15 protein-coding genes and 1 tRNA gene are annotated in these 17,060 nt (G+C 71.1%); 6 read left to right on the forward strand and 10 right to left on the reverse strand.

Translation table 11 applies throughout. The features are described 5' to 3' along the window. Window positions 1-166 precede the first annotated feature (166 nt). The gene (locus QSJ97_RS04860) at window positions 167-1,084 is read right to left on the reverse strand and encodes a LysR family transcriptional regulator (protein ID WP_285670493.1); all 918 of its coding nucleotides are present in this window, start codon (window positions 1,082-1,084) and stop codon (window positions 167-169) included. 80 nt (window positions 1,085-1,164) lie between these two features. On the opposite strand from QSJ97_RS04860, the gene QSJ97_RS04865 reads away from it, so the two are divergent. Then, window positions 1,165-2,031, forward strand: coding sequence for a hypothetical protein (locus QSJ97_RS04865; RefSeq protein ID WP_285670494.1), 867 nt, complete (start codon window positions 1,165-1,167; stop codon window positions 2,029-2,031). A gap of 76 nt (window positions 2,032-2,107) precedes the next feature. Here QSJ97_RS04865 and QSJ97_RS04870 read toward each other — a convergent pair whose 3' ends face one another. Then, window positions 2,108-2,443 carry a winged helix-turn-helix transcriptional regulator gene (locus tag QSJ97_RS04870; RefSeq protein ID WP_285670495.1) on the reverse strand — a complete coding sequence of 112 codons (336 nt, stop codon included), beginning with the start codon at window positions 2,441-2,443 and terminating at the stop codon, window positions 2,108-2,110. Window positions 2,444-2,598: 155 nt separating this feature from the next. Here QSJ97_RS04870 and QSJ97_RS04875 point away from each other — a divergent pair, with 155 nt between their 5' ends. From QSJ97_RS04875 to QSJ97_RS04890, 4 genes are all read left to right on the forward strand, one after another. Then, the gene (locus QSJ97_RS04875) at window positions 2,599-3,339 is read left to right on the forward strand and encodes an SDR family NAD(P)-dependent oxidoreductase (protein WP_285670496.1); all 741 of its coding nucleotides are present in this window, start codon (window positions 2,599-2,601) and stop codon (window positions 3,337-3,339) included. 56 nt (window positions 3,340-3,395) lie between these two features. Beyond that, window positions 3,396-4,595 carry an acyl-CoA dehydrogenase family protein gene (locus QSJ97_RS04880; protein WP_285670497.1) on the forward strand — a complete coding sequence of 400 codons (1,200 nt, stop codon included), beginning with the start codon at window positions 3,396-3,398 and terminating at the stop codon, window positions 4,593-4,595. Beyond that, window positions 4,595-4,948 (forward strand): VOC family protein, encoded by a 354-nt coding sequence (locus QSJ97_RS04885; protein WP_285670498.1) that lies wholly within the window; start codon window positions 4,595-4,597, stop codon window positions 4,946-4,948. Before QSJ97_RS04880 ends, QSJ97_RS04885 begins: the two co-directional genes overlap by 1 nt. A 227-nt stretch (window positions 4,949-5,175) precedes the next feature. After that, window positions 5,176-8,586 carry an indolepyruvate ferredoxin oxidoreductase family protein gene (locus QSJ97_RS04890; protein WP_285670499.1) on the forward strand — a complete coding sequence of 1,137 codons (3,411 nt, stop codon included), beginning with the start codon at window positions 5,176-5,178 and terminating at the stop codon, window positions 8,584-8,586. Window positions 8,587-8,595: 9 nt separating this feature from the next. Here the strand turns inward: QSJ97_RS04890 and QSJ97_RS04895 are convergent, their stop codons facing one another. From QSJ97_RS04895 to QSJ97_RS04930, 8 genes are all read right to left on the reverse strand, one after another. Further along, complete coding sequence (locus QSJ97_RS04895; protein ID WP_285670500.1) at window positions 8,596-9,009, reverse strand: hypothetical protein; 414 nt, start codon at window positions 9,007-9,009, stop codon at window positions 8,596-8,598. A gap of 62 nt (window positions 9,010-9,071) precedes the next feature. After that, complete coding sequence (locus tag QSJ97_RS04900; protein ID WP_285670501.1) at window positions 9,072-10,028, reverse strand: AEC family transporter; 957 nt, start codon at window positions 10,026-10,028, stop codon at window positions 9,072-9,074. Beyond that, the gene (locus tag QSJ97_RS04905) at window positions 10,025-10,834 is read right to left on the reverse strand and encodes an MBL fold metallo-hydrolase (RefSeq protein WP_285670502.1); all 810 of its coding nucleotides are present in this window, start codon (window positions 10,832-10,834) and stop codon (window positions 10,025-10,027) included. The genes QSJ97_RS04900 and QSJ97_RS04905 overlap by 4 nt, the downstream gene beginning before the upstream one ends. After that, the gene (locus tag QSJ97_RS04910; protein ID WP_285670503.1) at window positions 10,834-11,664 is read right to left on the reverse strand and encodes a TatD family hydrolase; all 831 of its coding nucleotides are present in this window, start codon (window positions 11,662-11,664) and stop codon (window positions 10,834-10,836) included. The genes QSJ97_RS04905 and QSJ97_RS04910 overlap by 1 nt, the downstream gene beginning before the upstream one ends. Window positions 11,665-11,703: 39 nt before the next feature. Continuing rightward, on the reverse strand, window positions 11,704-12,810 hold the full coding sequence (locus QSJ97_RS04915; RefSeq protein WP_285670504.1) for a DNA polymerase III subunit delta': 1,107 nt from the start codon (window positions 12,808-12,810) through the stop codon (window positions 11,704-11,706). Between the two features lie 9 nt (window positions 12,811-12,819). After that, on the reverse strand, window positions 12,820-13,473 hold the full coding sequence (gene tmk, locus QSJ97_RS04920) for a dTMP kinase (RefSeq protein WP_285670505.1): 654 nt from the start codon (window positions 13,471-13,473) through the stop codon (window positions 12,820-12,822). A 4-nt stretch (window positions 13,474-13,477) separates the two neighbouring features. Next, the gene (locus QSJ97_RS04925; protein WP_285670506.1) at window positions 13,478-14,638 is read right to left on the reverse strand and encodes a D-alanyl-D-alanine carboxypeptidase family protein; all 1,161 of its coding nucleotides are present in this window, start codon (window positions 14,636-14,638) and stop codon (window positions 13,478-13,480) included. Further along, window positions 14,638-16,017: an SPOR domain-containing protein gene (locus tag QSJ97_RS04930; protein WP_285670507.1), complete on the reverse strand. Its 1,380-nt coding sequence runs from the start codon at window positions 16,015-16,017 to the stop codon at window positions 14,638-14,640. The genes QSJ97_RS04925 and QSJ97_RS04930 overlap by 1 nt, the downstream gene beginning before the upstream one ends. Window positions 16,018-16,246: 229 nt before the next feature. Between QSJ97_RS04930 and QSJ97_RS04935 the strand changes: the two genes are divergently transcribed. Beyond that, window positions 16,247-16,334 (forward strand) — tRNA-Ser (locus tag QSJ97_RS04935). The last annotated feature ends 726 nt before the right edge of the window (window positions 16,335-17,060 follow it).

Below are 17,060 nucleotides of genomic sequence, written 5' to 3' on the forward strand. Positions count from 1 at the left end.
CCCCGGAGCCCCCAAGACCGTCGGACACAAAAAAAGGCCGGGCGCATTGCCCGGCCAGTTCAACAGGGAGGTATCACAACCTAGGCCCGTCCCCGGGCCCGCGCTGTACTTACGAACTAGCAGCCTGTTGCACAAGTGTCGACTGTGACATGGTCTGGCATACCCGCTATGCGATCTCAGCAACGCTTTCTGTGGCCTTGACGCCACGATTGAACGCCTCGATCTCCAGCAGCATGAAATCGCGGAATGCGATAACCCGTTGGGATCTGCGCAACTCTTCCGGGTATGTGAAATACACCGAGAAGGGCGGGCTGACCTCCTCGGGCAGGATGTTGACCAGCCCCGGATAGTCGTGGGTGATGTAGTCCGGCAGGACGGCGATGCCGAGCCCGGCCGCCGCCGCCTTCAGCAGCCCGAAATAGCTGTTCATCGAGACATGGGCGTTGCGGTGCGGCGCGATCTTCTGGCGCAGCCAGAGGCCGGCCTCGCTCGGCTGGTGCGCATCCGAGGAGAAGGTCACCATCCGGTGATTGGCGATGTCGCTCAGGCTCTCCGGCGTGCCGGCCATGGCGAGGTAGTCGGCGCTGGCATAGAGCCGCATCGAGACCTGCATCAGCTTGCGGCGGATCAGGTCCGCCTGCGCCGGCGAGGCCATGCGGATCGCCACATCCGCCTCGCGCATCGGCAGGTCGAGCACCTGCTCGGTGAGGATCAGGTTGATCGAGAGCCCGGGATGGGTGTCGAACAGCCGGTGCAGCCGCGGCGCCAGCCAGATCGTGCCGAAACCGGTGGTGGCGGTGACGCGCAGGTCGCCATGCACCTCGTCCTTGCTGTCGCGGATGCGCGCGGCGGCGACATTCAGCTTCTGGGTGATCGCGCGGGTGGCGTCATAGAGCAGCTCGCCCTGCTCGGTCAGCAGCAGCCCCCGCGCATGGCGGTGGAACAGCACCGCGGCGAGCTGTTCCTCGAGCCCCCGGATCTGCCGGCTGATCGCCGACTGGCTCAGATGCAGTTGCTCGCCGGCATGCGTCAGGCTTCCCGCATCTGCGACCGCGTGAAAGACGCGCAGCTTGTCCCAGTCCATGCTTTCCCTCATACCTCTCCAGCGGCCGCTGACATCCATGTAGGGCAAAAGCGCGCAGCATGCGAGTTGAAGGGGACGGAATGTCTGCTACACGTCTGACCCTTTTCCGGGTCTGTATCCTTTTGGCGGCGCTTTATGGCGTTTTCGCGGCACCGGCCAACGCACAGATCGTGCTCGACGGCCGCTATGACGGGATCGGCCCGGCGGCGGGCAGCGAGATCCGCATCGCCCCGGATCCGGGCGGCTTCACCGGCAGCTTCCGGCCCGCCGGCGGGCAGCCGCAGCCCTTCGAGGCCGACCGGCGCGGCGACCAGGCCGAGACCGTGGTCAAGCTCGACGGGCGGGTCCATCTGCTGCAGATGACCCCCCTGCCCTATGGCGCCGAGGTCGCCTTCATCCCGTTCGCCGATGACGGCACGCTGGTGCTCGAGGGCGCGTCGCTCTTCACCTATCTGCGCGAGGGCATCTCGCTGCCGGAGCCGCCGGAGGGCTATCGCGAGGCGCCGCGCGACGTGATGAGCCAGTTCGCCGCCAACAGCTTCCTCGTCTCCTACGAGTTCTGGCGGCCGACCGGGGTGCGCAACGGCTATCTCTCGCTGCCGTCGCGGGCGCGCACGATGATCCGCCTCTTCCCCGCCGTGCAGCTCGACATCATCTGGAAGCTCTGCCTGGCGCCGAAGGCCGACGACGCGCTCGCCGTGGCGCTCAAGGGCCAAGGCGTCACCTGCGACGCGGTGGTGACGGGGCTTGCCGAGATCCAGTCGGCCGGGCGCTTCGATGCCTACAAGGCGGAGGTCGCGAAGCAGAAGTCGAGCCTCATCGACAGCGTGCGCTGCGGCGAGGGCTACGTGATGACGCGCGCCGCCTGCACGGCCGCGGGCAAGGCGGTGGCGGAGGCCGCGATCAGCCTCGAGACGGCGGCGACGGTGCTGCGGCGCCATCGCTGAACCGGGCCGCGGCGCCGGTCACGCCGCGGCAGGCACGGTTGCCTGCCTTGGGCCGGGCAGGCGCGGCGAGCCGAACTCAGGCGGCGGAAGACTGCGCGTTGCGCGATCCGACCATGCGGCCCCAGCTCTCGAAGCCCTCGACGACCTGGGTCAGCGCGCGGCCGCGCTCGGTCAGCCGGTATTCCAGCCGCCGTGCGCCGGGGTTGACCGGGCGCTTCTCCATGATGCCTTCGTCCACCAGGCGGGCGAGACGGTTCGACAGAATGTTGCGCGCCATGCCGAGCCGACGCTGGAATGCGTCGAAGCGGGTGATACCGTGAAGCGCAGCCCAGAGGATGAGCAGTGTCCAGCCGTCGCCAACCATGCGCACCGCCTCGGACATCGCGGTCATGTCGTCCTGGTCCTGAAGCATAATACCCTCCCAAACGGGTTCGTTTCGTATAGACATTTGTAGCATGCTATGAACGGTCAGTCTCCATTCTTGAATAAAATTTGGGCAAACATGGACAGGTGTCCACCGGATATCGGAAGAGTGCAGCGGAATCGAACAGGCAGCAAGGGGCAGCTATGAGCCTTAGATCATGCAAGATTTTTGTCACGGGTGCTTCGAGTGGCATCGGCGCGCATCTCGCCCGGGCCCTGGCGCGACGAGGCGCCGCAGTCGCCGCCGGCGCGCGCCGGGCCGAGGCGCTGGCCGATCTGGCCGCCGTGGAGCCGCGAATCACCCCTGTCAAGCTCGACGTGACAGACCCCGGATCGGTCCGTTCCGGCGTCGCCGCGGCGGCCGAGGCGCTCGGCGGTCTCGACGGTCTGGTGAACAATGCCGGCATCGCCTGGGGCGGGCGCGCGCTCGACATGGCGGAGGACGACTGGGCCCGGGTGATCGACACCAACCTCTCCGGCGTCTTCCGGGTGGCGCAGGCGGCGGCGCGGGTGATGGCGGAGGATGGCGGCGGCAGCATCGTGAACACCGCCTCGGTGCTCGGCTTCGGCACCGGCACCGGGGTCGCCGCCTATGCCGCCTCGAAGGCGGCGGTGGTGCATCTGACGCGCAACCTCGCGCTCGAATGGGCGCGCCACGGCGTGCGGGTCAATGCGCTGGCGCCGGGCTACATCCCCACCGAGATCAACCGCGGCTTTCTCGAGGGCGAGGCCGGACAGGCGATGCTGAAGGACATCCCGATGCGCCGCTTCGGCCGGCCGGAGGATCTCGAGGCGCCGCTCGAGCTGCTGCTCGGCCCCGGCGGCGCATACATCACCGGCGTCACCCTGCCGGTCGATGGCGGGCATCTCTGCCGGCCGCTCTGAGCGCGCTTGCCGGGGCCGGCGCGGCGTGGTCTCGTGTCGTCCGGAGGAGGTGCCCCATGGATTTCACGCTCGCCCCCGAAGAGGAGGCATATCGCGCCCGCGTGGCCGAATTCGTCGCGGATCGCATCCTGCCGATGGAGGACGACCCGGCGCATTTCTCGCTGCATGGCAACATTCCCGAGGCCCCGCTGGCGGCGCTGCGCGCGGAGGTGAAGGCCGCCGGGCTCTGGGCGCCGAACGTGCCGGCGGCGCTCGGCGGGCTGGGCATGTCGTTCTGCGGGCTCGCCGCCGCCTATGAGGAGATGAACCGCGCGCGGTTCGGCCCGGCCGCCTTCAACGCCGCGGCGCCGGACGACGGCAACATGCGGCTGCTGGCGCAGATCGGCACCCCGGCGCAGCAGGACTGGTGGCTCGCCCCGGTGGTCGCCGGCGAGATGCGCTCGGCCTTCGCGATGACCGAGCCGCATCCGGGCAGCGGCTCCGATCCCTCGATGATGCTGACCCGGGCCGAGCGGGTGCAGGGCGGCTGGCGGATCTTCGGGCGCAAGTGGTTCATCACCGGGGCCGAGGGCGCGGGGCGCCTCATCGTCATGGCCCGGACCTCGGATGACCGGCGCAAGGGGCTGACCGCGTTCCTGTTTTCGGCCGAGCAGCCGGGCTGGGAGATCCTCCGCCGCATCCCCATCATGGGGCCGGAGGAGCATGGCGGGCATTGCGAGCTGGGCTTCGACGGGCTCGAGGTGCCGGACGAGAACGTGCTGCTGGATGTCGGCGACGGGCTGAAGGTGACGCAGATCCGGCTCGGCCCGGCGCGGCTCACCCATTGCATGCGCTGGCTCGGCCTGGCCAAGCGCTGCATGGAGATTGCCAGCGCCTATGCGGCCGAGCGGGAGGGGTTCGGGATGAGGCTCGCGGCGCGCGAGACGGTGCAGGTGAAGCTCGGCGATCTCGCGCACCGGATCGAGGTCGGGCGGCTGCTGACCATGAAGGCGGCCTGGCTGCTGGATCGGGGCGACCGGGCCAAGCCGGCGATCTCGATGGCGAAGATCCATGTGGCGGACACGCTCCACCGGGCCGCCGACGACTGCATCCAGATCTGCGGCGCGCGGGGATATTCCGGCGATACCGCGCTGGAATGGATCTACCGCTATGCCCGGCAGGCGCGGCTGGTGGACGGCGCCGACGAGGTGCACAAGATGGTGCTGGCCGGAACCTATGCCGCCGAGGGCCCGGCGATGTGGAAATGGGGTGCGTGATGCAGCTCTACGGCGTGCGGATCTTCGTCGACGACCTTGCCGCGGCGCGGGAATTCTATGGCGAGACCCTGGGGCTCGCCGCGGTCTGGGAGATGCCGGACGCGGTCGGCTATGGCGCCGGCGGGGCCACGCTGATCGTCGAGACGGAGGACCCGGCGGGCCCGGATGGCGAGCTGGTCGGCCGCTTCGTGGGGGTCTCGCTGGCGGTGGAGGACATCGCCGCCGCGCATCGGGATCTCGCGGCCAGGGGGGTGGTGTTTCACGGCGCGCCGACTGCCCAGCCCTGGGGCGGGATGCTGGCGCATTTCGACGACCCGGCGGGCAACACGCTGACCCTGCTCGGCAAGCCCTGAGCGGGCCCGCGGCGCGGTCCGGCCCGGCCGGCCGGCGGCGGTTCGGGTGGCCGGGGCGGCGCGCGCCCGCCGCCTCCCCCGCCCGCCCGCCCGGAGGCGGCGGGCGCGCGCCGGCGGCACCGGTCCGCCTGGTCGTCGGCGCGGTCCAGCGAATTGTCCTTGCCAGATAGGTCAATATAGCTTACCTTTACCCCGACCCATCCGGGAGAAGACCAGAGGAGAGCCCCATGGATCTGCGCGATGTACGCCTCTCAGACAGGTACGATCTCGGGAAATCCCCGGTGCTGCTGTCCGGCACCCAGGCGCTGGTGCGCGCGACGCTGATGCAGCGCGCCCGCGACGCCGCCGCCGGGATCGACACCGCCGGCTATGTCACCGGCTATCGCGGCTCGCCGCTCGGCGGGGTCGACGGCGCCTTCGGGGCCGCGCGCAAGCCGCTCGAGGCGGCGAATGTCCGCTTCCATTCCGGGCTGAACGAGGATCTCGCGGCCACCGCGCTCTGGGGCACGCAGCAGGCCGAGCTCCGCGGCGAGGGCAGGCACCAGGGCGTCTTCGGGCTCTGGTACGGCAAGGGCCCCGGCGTCGATCGCACCGGCGACGTGTTCCGCCACGCCAATCTCGCCGGCACCTCGCCCCATGGCGGCGTGCTCGCGGCGATGGGGGACGACCACACCTGCGAGAGCTCGACCACCTGCCATCAGTCCGAGATGGCGTTCATGGACGCGATGATCCCGATCCTCTCGCCCGCCGGCGTGCAGGAGCTGCTCGACATGATGATGGCGGGCTGGGAGATGAGCCGCTTCTCGGGCTGCTGGGTCGGCATCAAGGCGATCAAGGACATCGTCGAGGCCACCGCGGTGGTGGATGGCGATCCGCACCGGATGCGCCTGGTGCGGCCGGAGGATTTCGAGATGCCGCAGGGCGGGCTTGGCATCCGCCTCGGCGATACGCCGCAGACGCAGGAGGCGCGGCTGCACGATCACAAGCGCTTCGCGGCGCAGGCCTTCGCGCGGGCCAACGGGCTCGACCGGCGGGTGCACGGGGCCCGCGGCGCGCGGATCGGCATCGCCGCCTCCGGCAAGAGCTGGATGGACACGGTGCACGCGCTCGAGATGCTGGGGATCACCGGCGATCTCGAGGCGCTCGGCATCACCACCTACAAGGTGGGGCTGGTCTGGCCGCTGGAGAGCCAGCGCCTGACCGAATGGGCCGAGGGGCTCGATCTCGTGATCGTCGTCGAGGAGAAGCGCGCGATCATCGAGACCCAGGTCAAGGAGATCCTCTACAACCGCCCTGCCCGGCCGCGGGTGGTGGGCTGGAAGGACGAGACCGGCCAGGTGCTGTTCTCGGTGAAGATGGACCTCAACCCCGGCCAGATCGCCGAGGGCATCGCCCGGATGCTGGCGCGCGAGGGGGTGAGCCACCCGGCCATCGAGCCGGCGCTGGCGCGCCTTCGCGCCGCCGCGGAAACCGGCCGTGCGCCGGTTCTGGCCGAGCGCAAGCCCTGGTTCTGCGCCGGCTGCCCGCACAACAGCTCGACCGCGATCCCCGAGGGCTCCCGCGCCTATGCCGGGATCGGCTGCCACTACATGGTGCAGTGGATGGACCGCGGCACCGAGGGCTTCACCCATATGGGCGGCGAGGGCGCCAACTGGATCGGCGAGGCCCCGTTCTCGCGGCGCGGGCACGTGTTCCAGAACCTCGGCGACGGCACCTTCAACCATTCCGGCCTGATGGCGATCCGCGCCGCGGTCTATTCCGGCGTGAACATCACCTACAAGATCCTCTACAACGACGCCGTCGCGATGACCGGCGGCCAGCGCAACGATGGCGGGCTGGATGCCGGCAAGATCGCGCGCGAATGCCAGGCGGCGGGCGTCGCCCGTGTCGTCGCGGTGCGCGACGAGAAGGAGGAGGCGGCGGACCTGCCGGCCAACATCGCGGTCTTCGAGCGGGCGGATCTCGACGCGGTGCAGCGCGAGCTCGCCGAGACCCCCGGCTGCACGGTGCTGCTCTACATCCAGACCTGCGCTGCCGAGAAGCGCCGCCGGCGCAAGCGCGGCCTCGCCGCCGACCCGGAGGAGCGGGTCTTCATCAACCCCTCGGTCTGCGAGGGCTGCGGCGATTGCGGCGTGCAGTCGAACTGCGTCGCGATCCTGCCGCATGAAACCCCGCTCGGGCGCAAGCGGCGGATCGACCAGTCTGCCTGCAACAAGGATTTCTCCTGCCTCAAGGGGTTCTGCCCGAGCTTCGTGACGGTGACCGGCGCGCGGCCGAAGGCGGCGGCGGGCACGCTCGATCTGCCGGCGATCCCCGAGCCGGAGGTGCTGGCGCTCGACCGGCAATACGGGCTGATGATCACCGGCATCGGCGGCACCGGGGTGGTGACCATCGGCGCGATCCTCTCGATGGCGGCGCATCTCGAGGGCAAGGCCGCCTCGGAGATGCAGATGGCCGGGCTCGCGCAGAAGGGCGGCGCGGTGGCGATCCATTGCCGCCTCGCGCCGGAACCCGAGGCGATCACCGCGGTGCGCATCGCCGTCGGCGAGGCCGATGCGGTGATCGGCGGCGACATGGTGGTGACCGCGGCGCCGAAGACGCTGGGCATGATGGCCCGCGGGCGCACCGGCGTGATCCTCAACACGCAGGAGACGGTGACCGGCGCCTTCACCCACGACCCGGAGTTCCGCCTGCCCTCGCGGCGCCTGCGCACAGCGGTGGAGGCGCAGGTCGGGGCGGAGGCGGTGCGCGCGCTCGACGCGACGCGGCTCGCCACCGTGCTGCTCGGCGATGCGATCTTCGGCAACATGGCGCTGCTCGGCGCGGCCTGGCAGGCCGGTCTGGTGCCGCTCAGCAAGGCGGCGATCCTGAAGGCGATCGAGCTCAACGGCGCGGCGGTCGAGGGCAACACGCGGGCCTTCGAACTCGGCCGCTGGGCGGTGGCGGAGCCGGAGGCCGCGCTGGCGGCGATCGCGGCGCCGGCCCCGGCCGAGGAGACGCTGGCCGAGAAGATCGCGCGCCGCGCCGATCACCTCACCGGTTTCCAGAACGCGCGGCTGGCCCGGAAATACCGCGACTTCGTGGCGAAGGCCGAGGCCGCTGGCGGCGCGCCGCTCGCCGAGGCGGTGGCCGAAGGCTATTTCAAGCTGCTCGCCTACAAGGACGAATACGAGGTCGCGCGGCTGCATTCGGAGACGCTGGAGGCGGCGCTTTCGGAGGAGTTCGACGGGGTCGATCGCGTCACCTTCCACATGGCGCCGCCGCTGCTTTCGCGAATGGGACCCGACGGGCGCCCGCGCAAGCGCCGCTTCGGCCCCTGGATGCGCACGGCGCTCGGGCTCCTGCGCCGCGGCAAGGTGCTGCGCGGCACGGTGCTCGACCCCTTCGGCTACAGCGCCGAGCGCCGGGCCGAGCGCCGCGCGATCCGCGACTATGCCAGGCTGATGCGGCGGATCTTCAAGGCGGTCACGCCCGGGACGCTGGAGACCGCGGTGGCGCTGGCCCGCCTGCCGCTGGAGATTCGCGGCTTCGGCCCGGTCAAGGCCGAGGCGGCCGAGCGCGCCGCGGAGAAGCAGGCGGCGCTGCTCGCCCAGTTCGAGGCCGGCCCGCCGGCACCGCTTGCCCAGGCCGCGGAGTGATCCGCGGCCTCAGCGCTGCGCGAAGGTCGTGAAGCCCCTGTCGTTCGCGGCCTCCGCGAGCTTGTCCATCTGTTCCTTCATCGCGGCGGTGAGATCGACCAGCACCTTGGTGCCGTCGTTGTATTCCTTGCGGATCTTGTCCGCCTCCTTCTCGAGCGCCGCGAGCTTCTTCTCGTCCGGCGTGTCCTTATCTTCCTCCTCCTGGATCTCCGCCACCTTGGTGGCGTAGCGCTCGATCACCGCCTGGAGATACTTGTACTGCGCGTTGCAGTTCTTGATGACCGAGTCGGCGGTGGACTTGGTGCCGTCGCAGAGCGTCTTGAGCTTGCCGAGGATGGTGCCGTTCTTCTTGTTGGTCGTGTTGAGATCGGCAATGTCCTTCAGTGCCTTGGGCAAAAGCTTGGGGTGCTTGGATTTCCCCATCGGATCACTCCTTTCCACGTGCGGGGCGGAGCGCATATCCTAGCGTAAACCGCGGCGCGCACCTAGCCGAGCGCCGCGCCCCCGAGGAACCAGAGCCAGCCGGTGATGGTCAGCAGGCTGAGCACCGTGGCGATCAGCACGGTCGAGGCCGCCGCCCCCACCGCGCGGCCGTACATCGCCGCGAAGAGATAGCCGTTGACCCCCGGCGGCATCGCCGCGAGCACCACCGCGGCGCGCACGAAGCCCTCGTCGAGCGCGAAGACCTGGGTCGCCAGCAGCCAGGCGAGCATCGGGTGCACCAGCAGCGAGAAGCCCGCGATCATCAGCGACTCCGGCTGCACCCGCGTGACCTTGTAGCGCGTGAGCACCCCGCCGAGGCCGAACAGCGCCACCGGGAGCGAGGCGGCGGCCAGCATGTCGATCATCCCCATCACCGGCGCCGGCAGCGGCAGGCCCGAGAGGTTGAAGGCGAAACCCAGCATGATCGAGACGGTCAGCGCGTTGCGGAAGATCGAGCGCAGGCTGCGCCGCAGCGCCTCGAACGGGCTCACCCCGTCGCGCCGGGAGAACTCCATGGTGAGGATGCCGATCAGGTAGCAGTAGCCGGCATGGAAGGCGATGATCGCGTAGACTGGCTCCATCGCGCCCTCGCCATAGGCACGGGCATAGACCGGCAGCCCGAGCAGCACCGAGTTGGAGAACAGCGCCGAGAAGCCGAGCGCGACCGCCTCGCCCGGCCGCCGCCCGAAGAACCGGTTGCAGGCCAGCGCGGCCAGCGCGAAGCAGGTCGTCGCGGCGAGGTAGAAGGAGGCGAGGTGCCCGATCCGGAGGCTCGCCTCGAGATCGAGCTGGTAGACCGAGCGGAACAGCAGCGCCGGCACCGCGATGTTGGTGGCGAAGGCGATCAGCCAGTCCACCCCCTTTTCGGAGAACAGCCGCGTGCGCACCGCGCCATAGCCGAAAGCGACCAGCAGGAAGACCGGCAGGACGATCAGCAGGAGGGCATAGATCGCGCTCACGCCGGGTAGTCCAGCACCAGCCCGTCATGGGCCGGCTCGACACCGGCGGGCAGCTCCGCCGCCAGCGTCGCATAGTCGAGATCGACATGCAGGTTGGTCAGGATCGCCCGGCGCGGCGCGGCCTGCGCGATCCAGCCGAGCGCGGTCTCCACATTGGCATGGCTGACATGGGTCGAGTAGCGCAGCGCATCGGTGATCCAGCACCCGATGCCGCTGACCGCCGCCCAAGCCGGCGCGGTCATCGCCGAGATGTCGGGGGTGTAGGCCACCGGTCCCGCGCGCACCCCCATCGCCACGATGTCGCCGTGCGGCACCCAGAACGGCTCGACCCGGATCGGCCCGCCGGCGCCGGCGATCTCCAGCGGCCCCTCGATGCGGTTTAGCGTGAGGATCGGCGGATAGGCCGAGCCCGGCGGCGTCTCGAAGACATAGCCGAAGCGGGCGCGCAGGATGTCCTCGGTGGCGGCGTCGGTCCAGGCCGGCAGCAGTGCGCGGCGGTTGAACACCACCATGCGCAGGTCGTCGATGCCGTGGATGTGGTCGGCATGCTCATGGGTGAAGAGCACGGCATCGAGATGGCCGGCACCGGCGTCGATGAGCTGGCTGCGGATGTCGGGCCCGGCATCGATCAGCAGCGTCGTGGTGCCGGCCTCGGCGATGCGCTGCACCAGGAGCGCGCAGCGGCGGCGGCGATTGCGCGGGTCGGCCGGGTCGCAGGCGCCCCAGTTGGGCCCCGCCGGCCCGATCCGCGGCACGCCGCCGGAGGAGCCGCAGCCGAGGATGGTGAACCGCAGCCGCCCGGCCATCAGGGTGCCGCCCCCGCCTCCGCGCCCGCATGGGCAGCGCTCCAGGCGGCGGCCTTGGCGAAGAGCCGGTCGAAATTCGCCGTGGTCTGCGCGCAGAACGCCTCGTAGCTCATCCCCATGGTCTCCGCCCCCTTCGCCGCGGTCAGCGCGACATAGGCCGGCTCGCAGCGCTTGCCGCGATGCGGCGGGGGCGCGAGATAGGGGCTGTCGGTCTCCACGAGAATGCGGTCGCGCGGCGCATCGGCGAAGATCGCGCGCAGCTCGGTGGAGCGCGGGAAGGCGGCGATGCCCGACATCGAGAGGTAGAAGCCGAGCTCCAGCGCCGTCTCGGCCAGCGCCCGGTCCGAGGAGAAGCAGTGCATCACGCAGGAATAGGCACCGGCGCGGTGCTCCTCGGCGAGGATGCGGGCCATGTCGTCGTCGGCGTCGCGGGCATGGATGATCAGCGGCAGGCCGGTGCGCCGGGCCGCCTCGATGTGGATCGCCAGGCTCTCCTTCTGCACCGCCGCGCTTTCGGCGGTGTAGTGATAGTCGAGCCCGGTCTCGCCGATGCCGACGCATTTCGGATGCGCCGCGATCGCCTCGAGCTGCGCGACGCTGGCCATCGGCTCCTCGGCCGCCTGCATCGGATGGGTTCCGGCGGCATAGAAGACGCCGCGATGGCGCTCGGCGATGGCGCGCACATGCGGCTCGTTGCGCAGGCGCGTGCAGATCGTGACCATCCGGCCGACGCCGGCCGCCGCGGCGCGCGCGACGACATCCGCCTCCGCCTCGGCAAGCTGCGGAAAATCGAGATGGCAATGGCTGTCCACGAGCGCGGCTGGCGGCATGCGGTGTCTCCCCTCTGAGCTCCCCCGCGAGCTCTGGCGTCACGACAGGCGGGCCGCGGCCGTGAGCGTGTCGTCGAGATCGAGGAACATATCGATGATGGTCTGGCCGGGGTCAAGATTGACCGCCCGGGCGTGGCGCGCGGTCGCGGCGAGGCGGGCCGCGGCCTCGGCCCAGAGCCGGGCCTGTTCGGGGCTGGCGGCGAGGCGCGTCATGGCCCGCGGCTCGTCCGCGGCGGCGGCGCACGAGGGCGGGCCCGAGACCCCTGCCCGCGCCATCCGCCCGATCATCACCAGCGCGAGATCGCAGAGCAGCGGGAACACCGTCTCGCGCTCGCGCCCCGCGGCGAGATCGGCCAGCGCCACCAGCCGCGGCCGGTCGACGCGCCCGCCGGCGATCAGCGCGACCAGCTCGGCATAATGCGCGAGCCCGCCGCCGCCCATGAGCCTGATCGCCCGGCCCGCCGAGCCGCCCGCCAGCTCGCTCAGTGCCGCGGCCTCGCCCTCCGGCACCGGGTGGCCGGCCTGGGCGAGCGCGGCGGCGAGATCCTCCGGGCCGAGCGGCGCGAGATCCAGCACCCGGCAGCGCGAGCGGATCGTCGGCAGCAGCGCCGAGGCGGCATGGGCGACGAGCAGCAGCACCGTCCGCGCCGGCGGTTCCTCGAGAAACTTCAGCAGCGCATTGGCGGCGTTGGGGTTCATCTCGTCGGCGGCATCGACCAGCACCACCCGCCAGCCGCCATCCGGCGCCGAATGCTCGAGAAAGCGCTTCACCCGGCGGACCTCGTCCACCGTGATGCGGGTGCGCAGCTTGCCGGTCTTGTCGTTGACGGCGCGGCGCAGCACCGCCAGCCGCGGCTCGGACTGCGCCTGGAAGCGCGCCGCCACCGGGCAGCTTCCAGGCCTGTCGAGGCTGTCGACCGGGCCCGCGCCGTCGGCGATCAGCCGCCGCGCGAGGCGATAGGCCAGGGTCGCCTTGCCGATCCCCTCGGGCCCGCGCAGCATCCAGGCATGGTGCATCCGGCCGGCCGCGAGCGCCGCGAGCAGCGCGCCCTCCGCCGCCTGCTGGCCGAACAGCCGCAGGGTCTCGCGGGGATGCGGCGCATCCGCCAGGCGGTCGGGCTCGGGTGGGGGCTCGTCGGCGGCCATGGCAATGGGCTAGCGCAGCGGCGCAGCGGCGTCGAGAGCCGGCGCGAGGGCATCGCGCAGGCGGCGGGCGACCGTTTCCTCCGGTGCGGCGGCATCGACCACGCGGAACCGTGCAGGCTCGGCCTCCGCCATTGCGAGAAACCGCGCGCGCAGGGCACGCTGCAGCGCGAGCCCCTTGCGCTCGAAACGGTCCTCGCCGGCGCCTTCCGCCCGCGCCGCGGCGCGGGCCGCCGCGGCCTCGGGGGCGATGTCGCAGAGCAGCGTGAGATCCGGGTCGAGGCCGATCGCCTCGCGGTGCAGCGCATCGACCAGCGCCCGCCGGGCCGGATCGCCGCCCTGATAGGCGCGGGTCGAGTCGACATAGCGGTCGCAGATCACGATATGCCCGGCGGCCAGTGCCGGGGCCAGCCGGCGTTCGAGATGGTCCCGCCGCGCTGCGGTGAAGAGCAGGATCTCGGTCTCTGCCGACCAGCGCCCGGGGGCGCCGGTCACCAGCAGCCGGCGGATCTCCTCGGCCCCCGGGGCGCCGCCCGGCTCGCGGGTGAGCGTGACCGCCCTGCCCTCCGCCTCGAGCGCCGCGGCGAGGCGGCGCGCCTGGGTCGACTTGCCGCTGCCGTCGATGCCCTCGAGGGTGACGAAAAGGCCGCGCGGCGCCGGCGCCATCGCCTCAGAACTCGGGCAGGAACCGCGAGAGCGCCAGCTCCGCCGCCGCCTCGATGCGGGCGATGAAACCGCCCCGCGGCACGTCGCGCACCGCCACCAGCGGCACCGAGACCGCGGGCATGCCCTCGACCTCCACGGTGACCCGGCCGAGCTCCGTGCCCTTGGCGATCGGCGCTTCCACCGGCGCCGTGTACTCCGCCCGCGGGGTTGGCTCGTTGCCGAGGCCGAAGGGGATGGTGACGATCACGTCCTCGGCCGGCGCCAGCGGCACCCGGCTGTTCTCGCCGATCCAGACCCCGGCCTCGATCAGCGGCTCGCCGGCGCGGTAGAGCGTGCGGGTCTCGAAGGCGCGGAAGGCCCAGTTGATCAGCCGCTCCGCCTCCTGCTTGCGCTGGCTGGCGCTGTCGAGCCCGGTCACCACCAGCACCACGCGGCGGTTGCCCCGCTTGGCCGAGGCGACGAGCCCGTAGCCGGCCTCCTCGGTGTGGCCGGTCTTCAGCCCGTCGACCCCGAGCCCGAGCCCGAGCAGCGGGTTGCGGTTGCCCTGGGTCACGCCCTCCCAGGTGAACTCCTCCTCGCTGAAATAGGCGTACATCTCCGGGAACTCGGTGATGATCCGGTCGGCCAGGGTGGCGAGGTCGCGTGCGCTCATCCGGTGGTCGGGGTCCGGCCAGCCGGTGGCATTGGCGAAGAGCGAGTTGGTCAGCCCGATCTCGCCGGCGCGCCGGTTCATGTAGGCGGCGAAGGCCTCCTCGGTGCCGGTCAGCGCCTCGGCCAGCGCCACCGCCGCATCGTTGCCCGACTGCACGACGACCCCGCGCACCAGGTTCTCGACGCTCACCAGCCCGCCCTCGCGGATGAACATCTTGGAGCCGCCCATGCCGGCGGCGCGTTTCGAGGTGCGGAACTCGTCGGTCAGCGCGAGCCGGCCGGTATCGATCGCCTCGAAGACGACATCGAGCAGCATCAGCTTCGACATCGAGGCCGGCGGCAGCGCCTCGTCGGCGTTCTTCTCGAGCAGCACCGCGCCGGAGGACAGATCCACCAGGATCGCCGCCCGCGCCGGGGTGCTCTGCTGCATCACGGAGAGCTGCGCGCTCGCGCCGCTGGTGGCGGCGAGCAGGATCAGCATGGCCGAGGCGGCCCGGCGGAGGAACACCAGCATCAGCGCGCCACCGGCACGGCGTCGCGCGGGCCGATCCGGCGGATCTCGCGCAGTGCGGCATCGCGCTCGGCCGCCGTCGTGAACGGCCCGGCCACCACGCGGGTGAGTTCACGCCCGCCATAGGTGCCGACCTTGCCTTCGGCCGGGAAGCCCGCCTCCTCGATCACCCTGACGAGGCGCGCGGCATTGCTCGCGACCCCGAAAAGACCGGCCTGGATGTAGGGCCGGTCTAGGGGAGAGGCTTCGGGCGTCGGTTCCGGCTCCGGTGGGGCCTGTTCGGGCTGGGCGAGCGCCACCTCCGGGGCGGGCTCGGTCGTGGCCTCGGGCGCCGGTTCGGTGACGATCTCGGGTCCGGCCTCAGGCTCCGCGGCAGCGGTTGCTACCGCCGCCTCCAGAGGCGCTGGCGCCGCGGGCGCGGCGGCCTCTGTGTCTGGCGCCGGGTCGGGCTGCGGTGCCGGATCGGCGCTTGGCGCGGCCTCGGGCAGCACTTCCTCCGCGACAAGGGCCGGCTCGGGCGCCGCGGCCTCGGTCGCCGCGCCGGTATCGACCTCGAGCGGCCAGTCCTCGATGAAGCTCTCCGCGGTGGCGCCGTCATCGGGATCGGCTGGTGCCTCGGCCTCAGCAGGCGCCTCGTCGGCAGCCGGCTCGGCCGCCTCGACGGCCCCGGCCGGCTCGTCGGCGACGGGTTCGGGGGCCGGTTCCGCCGCCTCGGGCTCGGCGGCCTGCGAGAGCGCGGTCAGGGCCGCGCCGTCGCCCTCCGCCGCATCGGCGGCCCCGTCGGTCCCGGCACCGGTCTCCGCGGCCTCCGGTTCCGGCTCGGGCGCAGCCGCTCCGGCCGCCGCGCTCTCCGGCTCGGCCGCCTCTTCAGGGCCTTCCTCCGCGCCAGCGGACGCCGCCTCGGCCGGTGCCTGCGCCGCCGGCTCCGGCTCCGGCTCCGCATCGTGGGCCGGCGCGGCAGCGACCACCGGTGCGACCGGAGCCCGCTTGATCGCCACGATCGAGAGCGTCACCTCGTCGCCCGGCGTCATCCCGAGCGCCGCTGCGGCGTCGGAGGACACCAGCACCGAGGTGGCGGAGCCGGTCTCGTCGCGCCGGAACAGCGCGCCGTCGACCGCATAGCCGGTATCGACATTCAGGATCCGCACGCGCCGCGCGGTCTGCGCTGCCGGATGGGCGACCCAGATGCCCTGGAGGGTGCGCTCGCCGTCCCATTCGGCCGCATCCTCGATGGCGAACTCCTCGGGCACCGGCACGAGCCGCGCATCGATCAGCGCGTTCGGCCCGGGCTCCACCGCCTCCGCTGCCGCGGCGACCCCCTGCGAGACCTGCGGGCCGGCCAGCGCCGGCTGCCCGCCACCTGCCGCCAGATCGTCGATCACACAGGCCGAAAGCCCGGCCGTTGCCGTCGCCGCGAGGGTGACCCGTAGGAATATCGGTATGCGTCTACGCTTCGATGGGTGCCCATTCATAAGCGTTCTGCCTTCTTGTGTTGTTGCCGCTCGTTCTCTTGCCGGGACAATACCGCATCGATTCCCGAAATTGAAGCGGGGTGGCGGCGGCCCCGGCCGTCTGGACGACGCCGGCCCGGCCGGGCTATGACGCCGCGCAGGAAGGGTGGCAGAGTGGTCGATTGCGGCGGTCTTGAAAACCGTTGAACCGAGAGGTTCCGTGGGTTCGAATCCCACCCCTTCCGCCACTGCCTCGGCAGAAATATCTGATTTATGATGGAGATATGCAGTACAGCGGCTGCGATCCCATACATTTGCCCATAAAGCGGCGTCGGCCTTGCGGCGTTCCACATTCGGCAGGGCGAATGCCGGCTTACATGATGGCGCTGGGCGAATTCCGGGCGAAGATTGCGTGGCGCCATCGCCCAACCAACATGGCGCGGCTGATGCCGCTATCGTGACCGTCCCTTGATCGTGGATGGCGTGGTGAGGGCCCGTCAGCCGGCATAGACCACGCCGGCGAACCTGATCGACCACCTCCCGTTGGAGTGGAGGGAACTCCACGTGCCTTGCGGCGCGGAGAGGTCGCAAGACTGAATCGGGCGCGCAAACGGACAACTCTCGCGATAGGGTGGCGGAAAGCGAATTCTTTCCGTGAGTACCAGTTTCGAATGCCTGACAACCTGATCGATCTGATCCTATCCCTGACCCCCGAAGACGGCTCCTCCATCGGCAACGGCGCGATGATGGCGTCATTGCGCTAGCGTATCCCGGGTCTCACCGACGACGACTATTTCACGGCGCGCGATGCGCTGGTCGATGGCGGGCTTCTGGCCCGCGGTCGTGGGCGGGGCGGGTCGATCATGCGCCTGGTCAGCGATGCGGCGGACGGAGACGACGGCGCGGACGCCCTGGACGAGGATGGCGACGACGAGGTGGACGGGTTCGAACTGACCCCGACCGACGAGCCGGCA

Origin of the sequence: Paralimibaculum aggregatum (assembly GCF_030270585.1) — a bacterium.
GTDB classification, from domain to species: Bacteria; Pseudomonadota; Alphaproteobacteria; order Rhodobacterales; family Rhodobacteraceae; genus Thermohalobaculum; species Thermohalobaculum aggregatum.